The sequence below is a fragment of the Micromonospora sp. CNZ296 genome (assembly GCF_007827635.1).
The window spans coordinates 215,121-229,494 of record NZ_VISW01000011.1 but is presented as its reverse complement, the minus strand read 5'-3'; the positions used below and the strand labels follow the sequence as shown (position 1 = coordinate 229,494).

At 73.5% G+C, this 14,374-nt stretch carries 17 protein-coding genes; 8 read left to right on the top strand and 9 right to left on the bottom strand.

Features of this window, described 5'->3' with window-relative positions; all coding sequences use genetic code 11:
* Window positions 1–27 precede the first annotated feature (27 nt).
* The gene (locus FB455_RS19945) at window positions 28–618 is read right to left on the bottom strand and encodes an ATP-dependent Clp protease proteolytic subunit (RefSeq protein ID WP_013283850.1); all 591 of its coding nucleotides are present in this window, start codon (window positions 616–618) and stop codon (window positions 28–30) included.
* A 125-nt stretch (window positions 619–743) separates the two neighbouring features.
* On the bottom strand, window positions 744–1,385 hold the full coding sequence (locus FB455_RS19940; protein WP_145754538.1) for a helix-turn-helix domain-containing protein: 642 nt from the start codon (window positions 1,383–1,385) through the stop codon (window positions 744–746).
* Between the two features lie 159 nt (window positions 1,386–1,544).
* Here FB455_RS19940 and FB455_RS19935 point away from each other — a divergent pair, with 159 nt between their 5' ends.
* On the top strand, window positions 1,545–2,558 hold the full coding sequence (locus FB455_RS19935) for a potassium channel family protein (RefSeq protein ID WP_013473883.1): 1,014 nt from the start codon (window positions 1,545–1,547) through the stop codon (window positions 2,556–2,558).
* A 24-nt stretch (window positions 2,559–2,582) separates the two neighbouring features.
* Here FB455_RS19935 and FB455_RS19930 read toward each other — a convergent pair whose 3' ends face one another.
* Window positions 2,583–3,065 (bottom strand): MarR family winged helix-turn-helix transcriptional regulator, encoded by a 483-nt coding sequence (locus FB455_RS19930; protein WP_174361689.1) that lies wholly within the window; start codon window positions 3,063–3,065, stop codon window positions 2,583–2,585.
* Window positions 3,066–3,148: 83 nt separating this feature from the next.
* Between FB455_RS19930 and FB455_RS19925 the strand changes: the two genes are divergently transcribed.
* Complete coding sequence (locus FB455_RS19925; protein WP_145754534.1) at window positions 3,149–3,796, top strand: NAD(P)H-dependent oxidoreductase; 648 nt, start codon at window positions 3,149–3,151, stop codon at window positions 3,794–3,796.
* A gap of 39 nt (window positions 3,797–3,835) precedes the next feature.
* Here the strand turns inward: FB455_RS19925 and FB455_RS19920 are convergent, their stop codons facing one another.
* From FB455_RS19920 to FB455_RS19910, 3 genes are all read right to left on the bottom strand, one after another.
* Window positions 3,836–4,870, bottom strand: a complete 1,035-nt coding sequence (locus FB455_RS19920; protein WP_013473885.1) for a 2-oxoacid:ferredoxin oxidoreductase subunit beta — start codon at window positions 4,868–4,870, stop codon at window positions 3,836–3,838.
* Window positions 4,863–6,710: a 2-oxoacid:acceptor oxidoreductase subunit alpha gene (locus tag FB455_RS19915; RefSeq protein ID WP_013283856.1), complete on the bottom strand. Its 1,848-nt coding sequence runs from the start codon at window positions 6,708–6,710 to the stop codon at window positions 4,863–4,865. The genes FB455_RS19920 and FB455_RS19915 overlap by 8 nt, the downstream gene beginning before the upstream one ends.
* Before the next feature lie 196 nt (window positions 6,711–6,906).
* The gene (locus tag FB455_RS19910; protein ID WP_013283857.1) at window positions 6,907–8,328 is read right to left on the bottom strand and encodes a hypothetical protein; all 1,422 of its coding nucleotides are present in this window, start codon (window positions 8,326–8,328) and stop codon (window positions 6,907–6,909) included.
* A gap of 125 nt (window positions 8,329–8,453) precedes the next feature.
* On the opposite strand from FB455_RS19910, the gene FB455_RS19905 reads away from it, so the two are divergent.
* Window positions 8,454–8,831 (top strand): NADH-quinone oxidoreductase subunit A, encoded by a 378-nt coding sequence (locus FB455_RS19905; protein WP_013283858.1) that lies wholly within the window; start codon window positions 8,454–8,456, stop codon window positions 8,829–8,831.
* Window positions 8,832–8,848: 17 nt separating this feature from the next.
* On the opposite strand, the gene folP is transcribed toward FB455_RS19905, so the two are convergent.
* Window positions 8,849–9,718 (bottom strand): dihydropteroate synthase, encoded by an 870-nt coding sequence (folP, locus tag FB455_RS19900; RefSeq protein ID WP_013283859.1) that lies wholly within the window; start codon window positions 9,716–9,718, stop codon window positions 8,849–8,851.
* 152 nt (window positions 9,719–9,870) lie between these two features.
* On the opposite strand from folP, the gene FB455_RS19890 reads away from it, so the two are divergent.
* The 4 genes from FB455_RS19890 to FB455_RS19875 are packed head-to-tail and all read left to right on the top strand — an operon-like array spanning window position 9,871 to window position 12,308.
* The gene (locus FB455_RS19890; protein WP_013283860.1) at window positions 9,871–10,512 is read left to right on the top strand and encodes a DivIVA domain-containing protein; all 642 of its coding nucleotides are present in this window, start codon (window positions 9,871–9,873) and stop codon (window positions 10,510–10,512) included.
* On the top strand, window positions 10,509–11,009 hold the full coding sequence (locus FB455_RS19885; protein WP_013283861.1) for an SRPBCC family protein: 501 nt from the start codon (window positions 10,509–10,511) through the stop codon (window positions 11,007–11,009). Before FB455_RS19890 ends, FB455_RS19885 begins: the two co-directional genes overlap by 4 nt.
* A 54-nt stretch (window positions 11,010–11,063) precedes the next feature.
* The gene (locus tag FB455_RS19880; RefSeq protein ID WP_041799170.1) at window positions 11,064–11,648 is read left to right on the top strand and encodes a DNA-3-methyladenine glycosylase I; all 585 of its coding nucleotides are present in this window, start codon (window positions 11,064–11,066) and stop codon (window positions 11,646–11,648) included.
* A gap of 36 nt (window positions 11,649–11,684) precedes the next feature.
* On the top strand, window positions 11,685–12,308 hold the full coding sequence (locus FB455_RS19875) for a hypothetical protein (RefSeq protein ID WP_013283863.1): 624 nt from the start codon (window positions 11,685–11,687) through the stop codon (window positions 12,306–12,308).
* A gap of 22 nt (window positions 12,309–12,330) precedes the next feature.
* On the opposite strand, the gene FB455_RS19870 is transcribed toward FB455_RS19875, so the two are convergent.
* Window positions 12,331–13,122, bottom strand: coding sequence for an enoyl-CoA hydratase/isomerase family protein (locus FB455_RS19870; RefSeq protein WP_013283864.1), 792 nt, complete (start codon window positions 13,120–13,122; stop codon window positions 12,331–12,333).
* 3 nt (window positions 13,123–13,125) lie between these two features.
* Window positions 13,126–13,944, bottom strand: coding sequence for a PaaX family transcriptional regulator (locus tag FB455_RS19865; protein WP_013283865.1), 819 nt, complete (start codon window positions 13,942–13,944; stop codon window positions 13,126–13,128).
* 190 nt (window positions 13,945–14,134) lie between these two features.
* On the opposite strand from FB455_RS19865, the gene FB455_RS19860 reads away from it, so the two are divergent.
* Window positions 14,135–14,302 (top strand): DUF3117 domain-containing protein, encoded by a 168-nt coding sequence (locus FB455_RS19860; protein ID WP_013283866.1) that lies wholly within the window; start codon window positions 14,135–14,137, stop codon window positions 14,300–14,302.
* The last annotated feature ends 72 nt before the right edge of the window (window positions 14,303–14,374 follow it).

Below are 14,374 nucleotides of genomic sequence, written 5' to 3'. Positions count from 1 at the left end.
GTGCGGGACCGGCCGGGCCGCGCCCGCTCACGCCGCGAGCTGGTCGACGCGGGTGAGCACCTGGTCGACGAGGCCGTACTCGCGGGCCTGCTCGGCGGTGAACCAGCGGTCGCGGTCCCAGTCGCGCTGGATCTCCTCCAGCGTCCGCCCGCTGTGCTGGGCGATCAGCTCCTGCATGGTGCGCTTCACGTGCAGCATGTTCTCGGCCTGGATGGTGATGTCCGCGGCGGTGCCGCCCATCCCGCCGGACGGCTGGTGCATCATGATCCGCGAGTGCGGCAGCGCGAACCGCTTGCCCGCCGCCCCGGCGCAGAGCAGGAACTGGCCCATCGAGCCGGCCATCCCGAGCGCCAGCGTCGCCACGTCGTTCTTGACGTACCGCATGGTGTCGTAGACGGCCATGCCGGCGCTGACCGAACCACCCGGCGAGTTGATGTAGAGGAAGATGTCGCGCTCCGCGTCCTCGGCCGCGAGGAGCAGGATCTGCGCGCAGATCTGGTTGGCCGACGCGTCGGTGACCTCGGTGCCGAGGAAGATGATCCGCTCCTTCAGCAGCCGCTCGAAGACCCGGTCGCCGAACGCCGGCTGCCCCTCGTCGAGCATCCAGATGCCACCCATCGCCGCCCACCTCCGTACGCCGGTGGGCGGGGGACCGCCCGGGAACCCGGCGGTCTCCAGCGTCCGCCGGGCGCACCCGTGCGGCCCAGGCTTTCTGCCGGCGGCAGATTCGCCCTGGGCAGAAGCTACGCGGCGACCGGCCGCCGCCGGCCCGCGCGGGCCCGCCGCCGGGCGACAGTGACGGAGGTACGCGGACGGGGGCGGACGGCCGGGGCGGAGGGAGCCGGCCAGATCCGGATGCCGCCGGCGAACCCGATCGGCGTGGCGGCGTCGAGGGGCGCACCGAGCGGCGCCGGCACCAGGCCGAAGGGCCGCAGCGCGCCGCCCAGCAGCGGCGTGGCGGTGACCGGGCGGCGGCCGACGTGCGGCCGGAGCGAGACGGCGGGCCGGCGGGTCACTGGTGGGCGGGGCGACACGGCCGGGCGGCGCGTGACGGACAGCCGCGGCGGCCCGACCCGCAGCTGTGGCCCGGTGCGGGCGGTCGGCACCCGGTCGAAGCGGGCCGCCGAGACCCCGGGGCCGACCGGGGCCGGACGCTCCCGGCGCAGCTCGTCGCGGGCCTCTTCGAGCAGGTCGGCGAGGTGGATGCCGAGCGCGCGGCAGATCGCGGCCAGCACCTCGGAGGAGGCCTCCTTGCGGCCGCGTTCGACCTCGGAGAGGTAGGGCAGGGAGACGCCGGCGGCCAGGGCCACCTCGCGCAGCGTGCGGCCCTGGCGCAGGCGGATGCGCCGGAGCACCCCGCCGATCACGCGTCGCAGCAACGACATGCCGGCCTCCTCGCGGTCGCCGTCCCGGACGTCCCCATCATGCCCCGTCCACGCCCCCGGAAGCGCCCCGGCCGTTCCGTTCGGCACCCGGCGGGCCGAATCCCCACGTACCCGTTATCTTGTGGGCGTGCAGGCGACGGTGGCGGAGCAGGGCCGACGGTGATCCATTTTCCCGCGCAACGGCGGGGGCCGCTGAGCGCGCTGAGTCTGCGCCTGCTCGCCGCCCTCGGCCTGGTCTTCGCCACGGTGGCGGTGGTCTGGCTCGACCGCGACGGCTACCGCGACGTGGACGAGAGCGGCCTGAGCCTGCTCGACTGCTTCTACTACGTGGTGGTCTCGCTCTCCACCACCGGGTACGGCGACATCACCCCGGTCAGTTCGTCGGCGCGGCTGGCGAACGTCCTGTTCATCACCCCCGCCCGGGTGCTGTTCCTGATCATCCTGGTCGGCACCACCCTGGAAGTCCTGACCGAGCAGTACCGCACCGGCCGTCGCCTGTCGCGGTGGAGGAGAACCGTGAAGGACCACGTCATCATCTGCGGCTACGGCACCAAGGGCCGCAGCGCGGTCTCCGCCCTGCTGGAGAACGGCACGGACAAGTCCAAGATCGTGGTGGTCGAGCGGAGCGGGCCGGCGCTGCGGCAGGCCACCTCCAACGGGCTGGTGACGATCGAGGGTTCGGCGACCCGCTCGTCGGTGCTGGAGCAGGCGCACGTGCGTACCGCGAAGTCGGTCATCATCGCGACGGACAGCGACGACGCGTCGGTGCTGGTGGCGCTCACGGTCCGGCAGCTCACCGCCGGTCAGGTACGCATCATCGCGGCGGTCCGGGAGGCGGAGAACGCGCCGCTGCTCAAGCAGAGCGGCGCGCACCACGTGATCGTCTCGTCGGCCACGGCCGGGCGGCTGCTCGGCCTGTCCACCTCGGCCCCGCCCCTGATCGACGTGGTGGAGGACCTGCTCACCCCGGGTCAGGGCATGGCGCTGGCCATGCGGTCGGCCGAGCGCGACGAGGTGGGGCGCTCCCCGCGTGAGCTGGAGTCGCTGGTCATCGCGCTGGTCCGCCGGGGCAAGGTGGTCACGCTCAACGACCGCGCGGGCGCGGTGATCGAGACCGGCGACATGCTCGTCCACGTCCGGGACGACCGGCCGCAGGCCACCACCGCGATCTGACCCGGCCCCGCTGAGCGCCAGCGGTCAGCAGGCGCCCGGGCCGCCCTCCGCGATCACTTCGCCGCAGGTCGACGACCGGCCCTGGGTGGCCCGTCGCAGCAGGTCGTAGAGCAGGTCCCGCTCGCCCGGAGCCAGCGCGCCGAGGACCTCCTCCTCCGCCCCGGCGAGCGCGCACTCCGCCTCGCGCAGTCGCTTCGTGCCCGCCTCGGTGAGGCGTACCTCGTGCCGACGGCGATCCTCCGGGGAGCGGCGGCGCTCGGCCAGGCCGTCCGCCTCCAGGTCGTTGAGCAGGCCGACCACGTTCGTGCTGTCGATCTGGAGCGTGCCGGCGAGCGCCTGCTGGCTGATTCCGCCGGCGTCGCGCAGCACGGTGAGCGCCACCAGGTGGCGGGGGCGCAGGCCCAGCGGGGCAAGCACCGACTCCGAGCGCAGCCGCATCCGCCGGGCCAGGTGGTCGAGCAAAGGCCCGGAGCGGCGCTCGGACTCCTCGACCGGTGCGGCGGACATGTGACCCAGTTTACGCGGCCCGGGGAACATCGACCTGCTATAAATAGTTAGTCCTACACGAACGATCGATGGAGGAGGAAGAAATGGCTCACCTGTTGCACATCGACTCGAGCATCACCGGGGAGCGGTCGATCAGCCGGCGGCTCACCGCCCGCGCCGCCGACGCGTGGCGCGCCGCCCACCCGGACGGCACCGTCACCTACCGCGACCTGGGTCAGAACCCGCTTCCGCACCTCGACACGGCGAGCGGCCTCGCGCGCATGGTGCCGCCGGATCAGCACACGCCCGAGCAGCAGGCGTCCTGGCGGCTGACCGAGGAGGTCGTGGCCGAGGTGAAGCGGGCCGACACGGTCCTGCTCGGGCTCCCGCTCTACAACTACGGCCCGCCCAGCAGCGTGAAGTCCTGGGTCGACCACCTGATCGCCCCCGGCATCGCGTACGACCCGGTCACGAACGCCGGGCTGCTCGGCGACCGCCAGTTCGTCGTCCTGGTCAGCCGCGGCGGCGGGTACGGCGCGGGCACCCCGCGGGAGGGCTGGGACCACGCCGAGCCGTGGCTGCCGCACGGCCTGTCCCTGACCGGCCTGGAGCCGCGGTTCATCTGCGCCGAGCTGACCCTGGCCCCGGTCAACCCGGCCATGGCCGAGCTGATCCCGCTGTTCGAGCAGAGCCTCGCCGCGGCCGAGCGGGCCGTCAACGAGCTGTGGGTGCCCGCCTCGGCGGCCGCCTGACCGGGCCGGCACACACGCGAAGGGCGGGTCAGCGGCGGATCAGAGGATCGTCCAGGTGTCGCCGCTGCCGAGCAGCGCGGAGAGCTGCTGCTCCGGGGTCTGGTCGACGGTGGCCTTGGCGGCCGCGACCTGCTCCTGCACCACGCTGTCGTAGGAGGGACGGTCCACCGACCGGAACACCCCGATCGGGGTGTTGCTCAGGTCCAGGCCGGGCAGGCGGGACAGCGCGAACGCGTACGCGGGGTCGGCCACGCCCGCGTCGTGCACGACGATCTCCTCGGCCGGCGTGTTCGCGGTCTCCCGGACCTCCAGCCCGAAGCCACCGGGCGGGTGGACGACGCAGAACTGCCCGTCCTTGCCGAACGTGATCGGCTGCCCGTGCTCCAGCCGGATCAGGAAGTCGTCCCGGGTGGCCGGCTCCTTCAGCGGGTCGAACGCGCCGTCGTTGAAGATGTTGCAGTTCTGGTAGATCTCCACGAACGCCGAACCCTCGTGCTGGGCGGCGGCCCGCAGCACCGACTGGAGGTGCTTGCGGTCCGAGTCGATCGTCCGGGCCACGAACGTCGCCTCGGCGCCGAGCGCCAGCGACAGCGGGTTGAACGGGGCGTCCGCCGAGCCGACCGGCGTCGACTTGGTGATCTTGCCGACCTCGGAGGTGGGCGAGTACTGGCCCTTGGTCAGCCCGTAGATCCGGTTGTTGAACAGCAGGATCTTCAGGTTCACGTTGCGGCGCAGCGCGTGGATCAGGTGGTTGCCGCCGATGGAGAGCGCGTCGCCGTCACCGGTGACCACCCAGACCGACAGGTCCGGCCGGGACACCGACAGGCCGGTGGCGATCGCCGGGGCGCGGCCGTGGATCGAGTGCATCCCGTACGTGTTCATGTAGTACGGGAAGCGCGACGAGCAGCCGATGCCCGAGACGAAGACGATGTTCTCCCGGGGGATGTTCAGCTCCGGCATGAAGCCCTGTACGGCCGCCAGGATGGCGTAGTCACCGCAACCGGGGCACCAGCGCACCTCCTGGTCGGACTTGAAGTCCTTGGCGGTGAGCTTGAGGGCGACGGGCTCAGGCATTCTTCAGGACCTCTTCCAGCATCGTCTCCAGCTCGGCGGCCGTGAACGGCAGGCCGCGGACCTGGTTGTAGCCGATCGCGTCGACCAGGTACTTCGCCCGGATCACGTGGGCGAGCTGGCCGAGGTTCATCTCCGGTACGACCACCTTGTCGTAGCGGCCCAGCACCTCGCCGAGGTTCGCCGGCATCGGGGCCAGGTGCCGCAGGTGGGCCTGGGCCACCGAGAGCCCGCGCTGGCGCAGGCCACGGCAGGCGGCGCCGATCGGCCCGTACGTCGAGCCCCAGCCCAGCACCAGCACCCGGGCGTCGCCGTCCGGGTCCTCCACCTCGACGTCCGGCACCGGGATGGTCTCGATGCGGGCCGCCCGGGTCCGCACCATGAAGTCGTGGTTCGCCGGGTCGTACGAGATGTCGCCGGTCTTGTCGGCCTTCTCCAGGCCGCCGATCCGGTGCTCCAGACCGGCTGTGCCGGGCACCGCCCACGGGCGGGCCAGCGTCTGCGGATCCCGCAGGTACGGCAGGAACGTGGTGCCGTCCTCGCCGTTGGGCTCGGTGGCGAACTCGACCCGCAGGTCGGGCAGCGACTCCACATCGGGCAGCAGCCACGGCTCGGAGCCGTTGGCGACGTAGTTGTCCGACAGCAGGATCACCGGGGTGCGGTAGGTCAGCGCGATCCGGGCCGCCTCCAGCGCCGCGTGGAAGCAGTCCGACGGCGACTTCGGCGCGATCACCGCGACCGGCGCCTCGCCGTGCCGGCCGTACAGGGCCATGTTCAGGTCGGCCTGCTCGGTCTTGGTGGGCATGCCGGTGGACGGCCCGGCCCGCTGCACGTCGACGATGACCAGCGGCAGTTCCAGCGCCACCGCCAGGGAGATCGTCTCGCTCTTGAGCGCCACACCCGGACCGCTCGTGGTGGTCACGCCGAGTGAGCCGCCGTACGACGCGCCGAGCGCCGCACCGACCGCGGCGATCTCGTCCTCGGCCTGCATGGTGACCACGCCGAACTTCTTGTGCTTGCTCAGCTCGTGCAGGATGTCCGAGGCCGGCGTGATCGGGTACGCGCCGAGGAACACCGGCAGCCCGGAGCGCACCCCGGCGGCCACCAGGCCCAGCGACAGCGCCGCGTTGCCGGTGATGTTCCGGTACGTGCCCGGCAGCATCTTGGCGGGCTTGACCTCGTACCGGACGGAGAAGTCCTCGGTGGTCTCGCCGAAGTTCCAGCCGGCCCGGAACGCTGCCACGTTCGCCGCCACCAGCTCGGGGCGGGCCGCGAACTTGCGCTCCAGGAAGCGCAGCGTGGACTCGTACGGACGGGAGTACATCCAGCTCAGCAACCCGAGCGCGAACATGTTCTTGGCCCGCTCGGCGTCCTTCTTGGACACGTCGTGCTCGGCCAGCGCGCCGATCGTCATCGAGGTGAGCGCCACCGGGTGCACCGCGTACCCGGCGAGCGAGTCGTCGTCGAGCGGGCTGGCCGCGTAGCCGACCTTCGCCAGGTTGCGCCGGGTGAACTCGTCGGTGTTGACGATGATGTCGGCCCCGCGCGGCAGGTCGGCCAGGTTGGCCTTCAGCGCGGCCGGGTTCATCGCCACCAGCACGTTCGGCGCGTCACCCGGGGTCAGGATGTCGTAGTCGGCGAAGTGCACCTGGAAGCTCGACACGCCGGGCAGAGTCCCGGCGGGAGCGCGGATCTCGGCGGGGAAGTTGGGCAACGTGGAGATGTCGTTGCCCAGTTGCGCCGTCTCCGAGGTGAACCGGTCGCCGGTGAGCTGCATGCCGTCGCCGGAGTCACCGGCGAACCGGATGACCACCCGGTCCAGCTGACGGATCTGCTTGGTCACACCCGCACCTCGCTTAACTGAGCGCCGTCGCCCTCGCCGGCCCGGCCCGCTCCGATTCTCACGTCAGAGCCTACGTCGCCACGTTAGGGCCACCTTGGTCGAGGTCCGACGTATGGGACTGGATCGGGCCGCTGTATGCCCTGCTTTGCAGCGTTTAGTACCTGGGCCCGTAACCCAGATCACCACATATCCATGATCACCGGTCGGTGATCGGACGCTCCGGCACGGTGATGTCGCTGCGGCGGCGCAGCGAACGGGTCGCCAGAGTCAGTGCGAGCACGACCAGGAGACCGGACACGGCGATCAACGCGACGGCGGTCCCCCGGACCGAGGTGTCGTCGCCGTCCCGTTCGCCGGCGGCGACGAGCACGCCCTGCGAGCCGGTCGGGGCCGGCGCCCCGCCGGGCGGGACGGCGTCCGCCGCCGCCGCGCTGATCCGGAAGCTCATCTGCACCTGCCGGTCGCGCCCGCTACGCGGGTCGAGCCGGCCGATCACCGCGCCGGACAGGGGCGCCCGTCGCTGCGCCTCCGCCGAGGCCGCCAGCGTCAGCCGTACGGTCGCGGTCCGCCCGGCCGCCAGCGTGCCCAGTTCGCAGCGGGTCCGGTCGGCCGACACCGGGGCGCAGCCGCTCTCGGTGCCGGCCACCGTCACCCCTTCGGGCAGGAGCACCTCGATCCGGCCCGCCGCGTCGACCTTGCCGGTGTTGCCCAGCCGGACGGTGAGCGTGCTGGGCGCGCCGCTGATGTCGAACAGCACCTCGTCGGCGCGCAGCGAGATGCCGGGCACCGGCGGCCCGGGCGGGAACAGCACCGCGAAGCCCTCGTCGTCGTACGCCGCGCCGCTCACACCGGGCGCGACGGCGGTGACCTGGACCGATCCGGCCAGCGGCATGGTCCGCCAGGCGTCGCCGTCGACCCGGACCCGGATGGTCGCGCTGAACCGGGCGCCCGGCTCCGCGTCCCACCCGACGCAGCGGTGGTTGCCGCCGCCGGCCGGCTCGCAGCCCGGGGTGCCCGCGTCGGTCAGGCCGGGCGGCAGCGTGTAGCCCAGGCTGATCCGCTCCGCCCGCCCGCCGGTGTTGGTCACCGTCACCCGCAGCGTGGCCACCGTGGCGTCGGCGTTCCAGTAGGCCGGCGGGAGGACCACGTCCTCGGTGCTCACGCGTACCCCCAGGGGCCCGCCGGCCGGCTGCGCCGGCGGTGGCGGCGGGGTCTTGACCGGCGGCACGACCGGCGGGGGTGCCGGTGCCGTGGTGGCCGGCGCGGCGGTGGTCGGCGCCGGTTCGGCGGGCGCGCTCGTCGGCGGGGCCGGCGAGGTGGTGACCGGCGCCGGGGGCGTGGTGGCCGGCGGCGGCGGCTCGGTGGGCGGCGGGGCCGTCGCCGTGGTCGTCGGCTCGCCGGTGGGCGCGGGCTCGGTCGGCTCGCCGCCGGGCTCACCGCCGGGCTCGCCGCCCGGCTCCACCGGCTCGATCAGCCGGAGCGCGGCGGCCGGCCCCGGGTGGGCGTCGGCCCCGGCCGGCGCCACCGCCACCAGCGCCGCGACGAGCGCGGGCGCCAGGAGCGCGAGGGTACGGCGGAGCGCTACCCGCCGAACGGGCGCAACGCGGGGGCGGGCCATCTGTCCTCCGGGACGATCAATGAGATCCCATTATTCGGTGATACTTGCCATCAAGCACTAGTCCTGCGAGGAAACGAATTCGTAACGTGTCCGGGACATCTGGACGGGACCGGTACGCTCCGGTCGTGACCGGATATCTCGGCTCGTACGCCACGCTCGGTCTGCTGCTGCTCGCCGCCGTGCTCTTCTTCGTGACGGCGTTCTCCGCGAACCGGGTGTTACGTCCGAGCCGTCCGGCCGAGCCGTGGGGCAAGCGGGCCTCGTACGAGTGCGGTCTCGACCCGGTCGGCGGCGACTGGGCCCAGATGCAGATCCGGTACTACGTCTACGCGTATCTCTACGTGCTCTTCGCGGTCGAGGCGGTGTTCCTGTTCCCGTGGGCCCTGGTCTTCGACCGGCCCGGCTTCGGCGCCGCCACCGTCGTGGAGATGGGCGTCTTCGTGGCGATCGTCGCGCTCGGCATCCTCTACGCCTGGCGGCGCGGCGTCCTGCGCTGGACCTGACGCGCCGGACCGGCCCGTCAGGCCAGCCCGCGGCGGGTCACCGCCGGCGGCCGGTCGCCCCGGATGGACGCCACCATGTCCAGCACCCGGCGGGTCTCGCGGACCTGGTGGGCGCGGAACACCCGGGCGCCGAGCCAGGCCGAGACCGCCGTGGCGGCGAGCGTCCCCTCCAGCCGCTCGGGCACCGGCAGGTCGAGCGTCTCGCCGATGAAGTCCTTGTTCGACAGGGCCACCAGCAGCGGCCAGCCGGTGTCGGTCAGCTCCGCCAGCCGCCTGGTGATCTCCAGCGAGTGCCGGGTGTTCTTGCCGAAGTCGTGCGCCGGGTCGATCAGGATGCCGTCCCGGCGCACACCCAGCCCGACCGCACGCTCGGCCAGCCCGGTCACGGTGCCGACCACGTCGGCCACCACGTCGTCGAAGGCGGCCCGGTGCGGCCGGGTACGCGGGGCGAGTCCTCCCGCGTGCGAGCAGACCAGGCCGGCGCCGGTCGCCGCGGCGACCCGGGCCAGCGCGGGGTCCGCCCCCGACCAGGTGTCGTTGAGCAGGTCCGCGCCGGCCGCGACCGCCTCCACGGCCACCTCGGCACGCCAGGTGTCGATGGAGACGACCACGTCGGGGAAGGCGGACCGGACCGCCGCGATGGTGTCCACCGTCCGGCGGATCTCCTCGGCCACGTCCACCTCGTCGCCCGGCCCGGCCTTCACCCCGCCGATGTCGATGATCTCGGCGCCCTCGTCCACCGCGCGTTCCACCGCGCGCAGCGCGCTGTCCTGGGCGAATGTGGCGCCGCGGTCGAAGAACGAGTCCGGGGTGCGGTTGACGATCGCCATCACCACCAGCTCACCGGGGCCGAACGCCCGTCCGCCCAGCCGCAACGCCCCGGTCATGCCCGCCTCCTCGCCGCCGGACCGCACCGGCCGGTCCGACGCTATCCGGTCCCGCCCGCGCCGCCCGTGCCGGTCCCGTGCGCCGGACGCATTTACCGACCGGACGTCCCGGAGGGCTCGCCCGATCCCGGCCCGCATGCCACGATCTGTGCATGGGTGAGGTTCTGCTCCTCTTGGTCGTCGCGCTGACCGTCGCGGCTGTGGTGTTCGGGGTGACGGTGCTCGTCTCCGGCAAGGATCCGGGCCTCACGCCGGCCGAGCCGGACGGGCGGGCCGTGCCCCTGCCCGGCAGCCGTCCGCTCGACGAGTCGGACGTGTCCGACGTCCGCTTCGACACGGCGCTGCGCGGCTACCGGATGAGCCAGGTCGACGCGGCGCTGCGCCGGGCGGCGTACGACATCGGCTACAAGACCGAGCTGATCGGCGTCCTGGAGGCGGAGAACGCGGCCCTGCGGGACGGGCGTACCGAGGACGCCGACGCGCTGCGCCGGGCGCGCGAGGAGGCCGCCGCGACCCGTCCCGAGACCGAGCAGGCACCCGACCCGTCCACCCCCGAGCCGGTGGTGATCGACCTGTCCGCGCCCGAGCCGCCGGCCCGGACCGACACCGACGGGCAGCCGGGCCGCACCGACGCCGACGGCCGGGCCGGACGCGCCCCGGCCGAGGCGGGCGTGGCGGAGGCCCCCGCCGCGGCGGCGACCGAGGACACCGTCTCCCCGGCGAACGGGATCGCGGCCGGTCCGGCCGACGACGACCGGGAGCGCGGTTCGGTGGTCCGCTCGGAGTCGGCGTGACCGGCGTCGGCCGGCCGGCCGACGACTTCACCGAGGCGTCCCGCCGGGGCGCCGCCGAGGTCACCGCCACGGTGATCGTCGAGGCCCCGGCCGACCGGGTGTTCGCCGCGCTCACCGCATGGGAGCGGCAGTCGGACTGGATCCCGCTGACCCGGGTGCGGGTGGTCGAGGGCGACGGCGGCGAGGGGAGCCTGGTCGAGGCGGTCACCGCGCTCGGCCCGGCCGTGCTCCGCGACGAGATGCGTGTGGTCCGGGTCGACGCGCCCTACGAGGTCGGCGTGGTGCACTGCGGCAAACTGCTGCGCGGCCCCGGCGTGCTGCGCTGCACCCCGATGGACCGCGACCGCACGCAGGTGGTCTGGCACGAGTGGTTCCACCTGCCGGGCGGGGCGGCCGGCCGGGTGGCGTGGCCGGTGCTCTGGCCCGGCTCGAAGTTCAGCCTCACCCAGGCGCTGAAGAAGTTCGCCCGGCTGGTCGAGCAGGGCCGCCTGCCCTGACGGGCGGTCGTTGGCGCGGCGGGGCTGTCGGTGGCCCGGCCTATCGTGGACGCCGTGACTGACCTGGTGACCGACGCCGACGGGCTGCCGCGCTGCGCGTGGGGGGCGAGCACCCCCGACTACGCCGTCTACCACGACGACGAGTGGGGCCGGCCGCTGCGCGGCGACGACGCGCTCTACGAGCGGCTGACGCTGGAGGCGTTCCAGTCCGGCCTGTCCTGGCTGACCATCCTGCGCAAACGGCAGGCGTTCCGGGACGCCTTCGCCGGCTTCCGGATCGAGTCGGTGGCCCGCTACGGCGAGGCCGACGTGACCCGGCTGATGGCCGACGCGGGGATCGTCCGCAACCGGGCCAAGATCGAGGCGGCGATCGCGAACGCCCGGGCCGCGTCCGGGCTGCCCGAGGGCCTCTCCGCGCTGCTCTGGTCCTTCGCGCCCCCGCCCCGGGCCGCGCGTCCCCGGTCCTTCGCCGAGGTGCCGGCCACCAGCCCGGAGTCCGTGGCGATGGCCAAGGCGCTCAAGAAGCGGGGCTTCCGGTTCGTCGGCCCCACGACCGCCTACGCGCTGATGCAGGCCACGGGCATGGTCGACGACCACCTGGCCGACTGCCACGTGAGCGGTGACCGGGCCGGGGTGTGACGGAGCGCGCCACCTCCGGCGTGATGGGATTGGGGCATGACCGACACCGAGCCGCGTACGAGCGGGACGACAGACGGTGCGACCACGACCGGAGCCTGGGCGGTGCTGCTGCCCGCCGAGCGCTTCGAGGCCGAGCGGCTGGTGCACCACGACGCGCTGGAGCTGACCGGGCTGTCCGAGGCGGCCCGCCCCCGGCCCGGTGACCGGGTGGCAGTGCTCGTCGACGAGCCGCTGCGCCTGGTCGCGCTCGGCCGGGTCGCGCTCGCATCGTCCGAGACCCGGGAGGACCCGGACGATCCGCAGTCCGACGCGGTGGCCGGGTCGCTCGTGGTCACGTACACCCGGCGGGTGCTCGACGAGCCGGTGCCGGTCGACGGCCCGGCGCCGGACGGACCGGTCGTGGCGCTCGACCCGGCCCGCTGGCGGTCGTTGGCCGACCGGCTCGGCCCGCCGCCCGCCCGCAGCACCTGGCTGGTCAGCCTGGACCTGCCGATCGAGGCCGCGTCGCGCGCCGAGGCGGTGCGGATCTTCTGGTCCTACGTGCAGGAGCTGGGCCCGCGGGAGCTGCCGGCGTTCGTCTCGCCGTACGGCGACGAGCTGGCCATGCAGGCGTTCGTGCTCGGCGTCGAGGCCAACCAGGATCCGGAAGAGGACGACTGACCTCCGGGGCCGACCGGGGCGGTCAGCGTCCCTCGAAGACCGGCTTCTGCTTGGCGACGAACGCCGTCGTGGCGGCCCGGTGGTCGGCGGTGGCGCCGCAGATCGCCTGGGCCTGCGCCTCGGCGGCCAGCGCGTCGGCGAGCGTGCCCGCGTCGGCGATGGAGAGCTGACGCTTGATCGCCCCGTACGCGACGGTCGGGCCGGCGGCGAGCCGGGCGGCCAGTTCCTGCGCGGTCGGGAGCACCTGCTCGTCGTCGTCCACCAGCTTGGTCAGCAGGCCCAGCCGGCAGGCCTCCTCGGCGCCGACCGGCTCGGCGAGCATCAGCAGCTCGACGGCCTTGGCGTGACCGACCAGGCGGGGCAGCGTCCAGGAGGCGCCGGTGTCGGCGGCGAGGCCCACCCCGGCGAACGCCATCAGGAACCGGGTCTTCGGGCCGCCGATGCGGAAGTCGGCCAGGAACGCCAGCGAGGCGCCGGCCCCGGCGGCCATCCCGCGCACCGCGGCGACCACCGGCTTGGGCAGGTTGGCCAGCCGGGCGGCGATCGGGTTGTAGTGCGCCCGGACCGTGGCCAGCGGGTCGGCGTCCGAGGTCTCCAGCGTCCGCACGTGCTCGCGCAGGTCCTGCCCGGCGCTGAACGAGCCGCCCGCGCCGGCGAGCACGACCGCCCGGCAGGACCGGTCGGTCTCCAGCTCGGCCAGCGTGTCCCGGAGCGCCTCCTTGAGCGCCACGTCGAGCGAGTTCATCGCCGTCGGGCGGTTCAGCGTCAGGGTGACGACGGCGTCGGTGCGGTCGACGAGCAGCGGCTCGGTCACGTTCTAACGACCCTTCTGTCGGGCGAGGCGGTTGCCGGTGTCGAGGCACTGCTCGACGTACCGGTCGGCGGCCGGCCGGAGCCGGGCCGCGTGCCGGTCGAAGAAGCTGGCCGCGCTGGTGCCCGGCCAGCGCTCGGGCAGCAGTGCCGGGGGCAGTTGCGGATCCCGGAACAGGAACGTACGCCATGCGTGCACGAGCCGGAATCGGGCCGCGTACGCGTCCTCGTCGCTGCTGCGCACAGTGACGCCGGAGAGCAGCGGCTTCTGCTCGGCGACGAACCGCTCGTACGCCCGCCCGATCTCGGCCAGGTCCCAGGCGCGGCGGACCACGCCCATCGCGCCGGGGGTGCCGGCCGCGTGCGCTGCGGTGAACCGCTCGTAGCGCACGCCCGCCTCGTCGAGCAGCAGGTCGACGTCCTCACCCGGGCGGGTGGCCACCCAGGTGCAGTCGTCGAGCGTGCCGTAGCCGAGGAAGGCGAGGTTCGCGGCGAGCCGCTGCCGGTCCCGGCGGGACGAGGGCGCGGTGAGCACCAGGAGATCGAACCGTCCGTCCCAGCTGTGCCGCCCGGTCCGGTAGATCCGGGACGCCGCCTCGTCGAGTCGACGTGCCGCCTTCGGGGTGATCGAATATCCCGGTCCGGACGCGAGCCGGAGCGGTTCCAGCCAGCCCTGACGGACCATCCGGGAGACCGCGGTGCGTACCGCCGGTGGGGCGATCCCGAGCGGGGCGAGCAGCTTGACCAGGGCGGCAACCGGTGCGCGGCCACCCCGGGCCCGGAGGTGGTCGCCGTACAGGTCGAAGAGTGCCGACCGTGCCTGCATGACCGCACATTGTGACAGGCCTATCCAAGATAAGCTAGATGCTGTTACATCAATGCTGCTTCGGTTTGGGTCCGGCGGTGTTCATCAGGGAAAATCGTTGGTCGAGCCTTCCGCGATGGTTGCGGATGGCGATGGCGAAGTGGCTGTGGGGCAACTCACCGACCCTGGTGTAGGTCTGAGGGGAGACAACATGGCGGCGATGAAGCCGCGGACGGGCGACGGTCCGCTGGAAGTCACCAAGGAGGGCCGGGGCATCGTCATGCGAGTCCCGCTGGAGGGTGGTGGCCGGCTCGTCGTCGAGATGACTCCCGACGAGGCCACCGCGCTCGGTGACGCGCTGAAGGCGGCCGCGGGCTGATTCGAGGAGTGTCCCGCACGGCGTCCGCCGTGCGGGCGGTTCGTCCTACCCTGAGCCACCGGCATGCCCGGT

What these genes read in the sequence shown, in the direction of transcription:
- FB455_RS19945 (WP_013283850.1), bottom strand. Translation starts at nt 618, where the DNA reads ATGGGTGGCATCTGGATGCTCGACGAGGGGCAGCCGGCGTTCGGCGAC.
- FB455_RS19940 (WP_145754538.1), bottom strand. Translation starts at nt 1,385, where the DNA reads ATGTCGTTGCTGCGACGCGTGATCGGCGGGGTGCTCCGGCGCATCCGC.
- FB455_RS19930 (WP_174361689.1), bottom strand. Translation starts at nt 3,065, where the DNA reads ATGTCCGCCGCACCGGTCGAGGAGTCCGAGCGCCGCTCCGGGCCTTTG.
- FB455_RS19925 (WP_145754534.1), top strand. Translation starts at nt 3,149, where the DNA reads ATGGCTCACCTGTTGCACATCGACTCGAGCATCACCGGGGAGCGGTCG.
- FB455_RS19920 (WP_013473885.1), bottom strand. Translation starts at nt 4,870, where the DNA reads ATGCCTGAGCCCGTCGCCCTCAAGCTCACCGCCAAGGACTTCAAGTCC.
- FB455_RS19910 (WP_013283857.1), bottom strand. Translation starts at nt 8,328, where the DNA reads ATGGCCCGCCCCCGCGTTGCGCCCGTTCGGCGGGTAGCGCTCCGCCGT.
- folP (WP_013283859.1), bottom strand. Translation starts at nt 9,718, where the DNA reads ATGACCGGGGCGTTGCGGCTGGGCGGACGGGCGTTCGGCCCCGGTGAG.
- FB455_RS19890 (WP_013283860.1), top strand. Translation starts at nt 9,871, where the DNA reads ATGGGTGAGGTTCTGCTCCTCTTGGTCGTCGCGCTGACCGTCGCGGCT.
- FB455_RS19875 (WP_013283863.1), top strand. Translation starts at nt 11,685, where the DNA reads ATGACCGACACCGAGCCGCGTACGAGCGGGACGACAGACGGTGCGACC.
- FB455_RS19865 (WP_013283865.1), bottom strand. Translation starts at nt 13,944, where the DNA reads ATGCAGGCACGGTCGGCACTCTTCGACCTGTACGGCGACCACCTCCGG.
- FB455_RS19860 (WP_013283866.1), top strand. Translation starts at nt 14,135, where the DNA reads ATGGCGGCGATGAAGCCGCGGACGGGCGACGGTCCGCTGGAAGTCACC.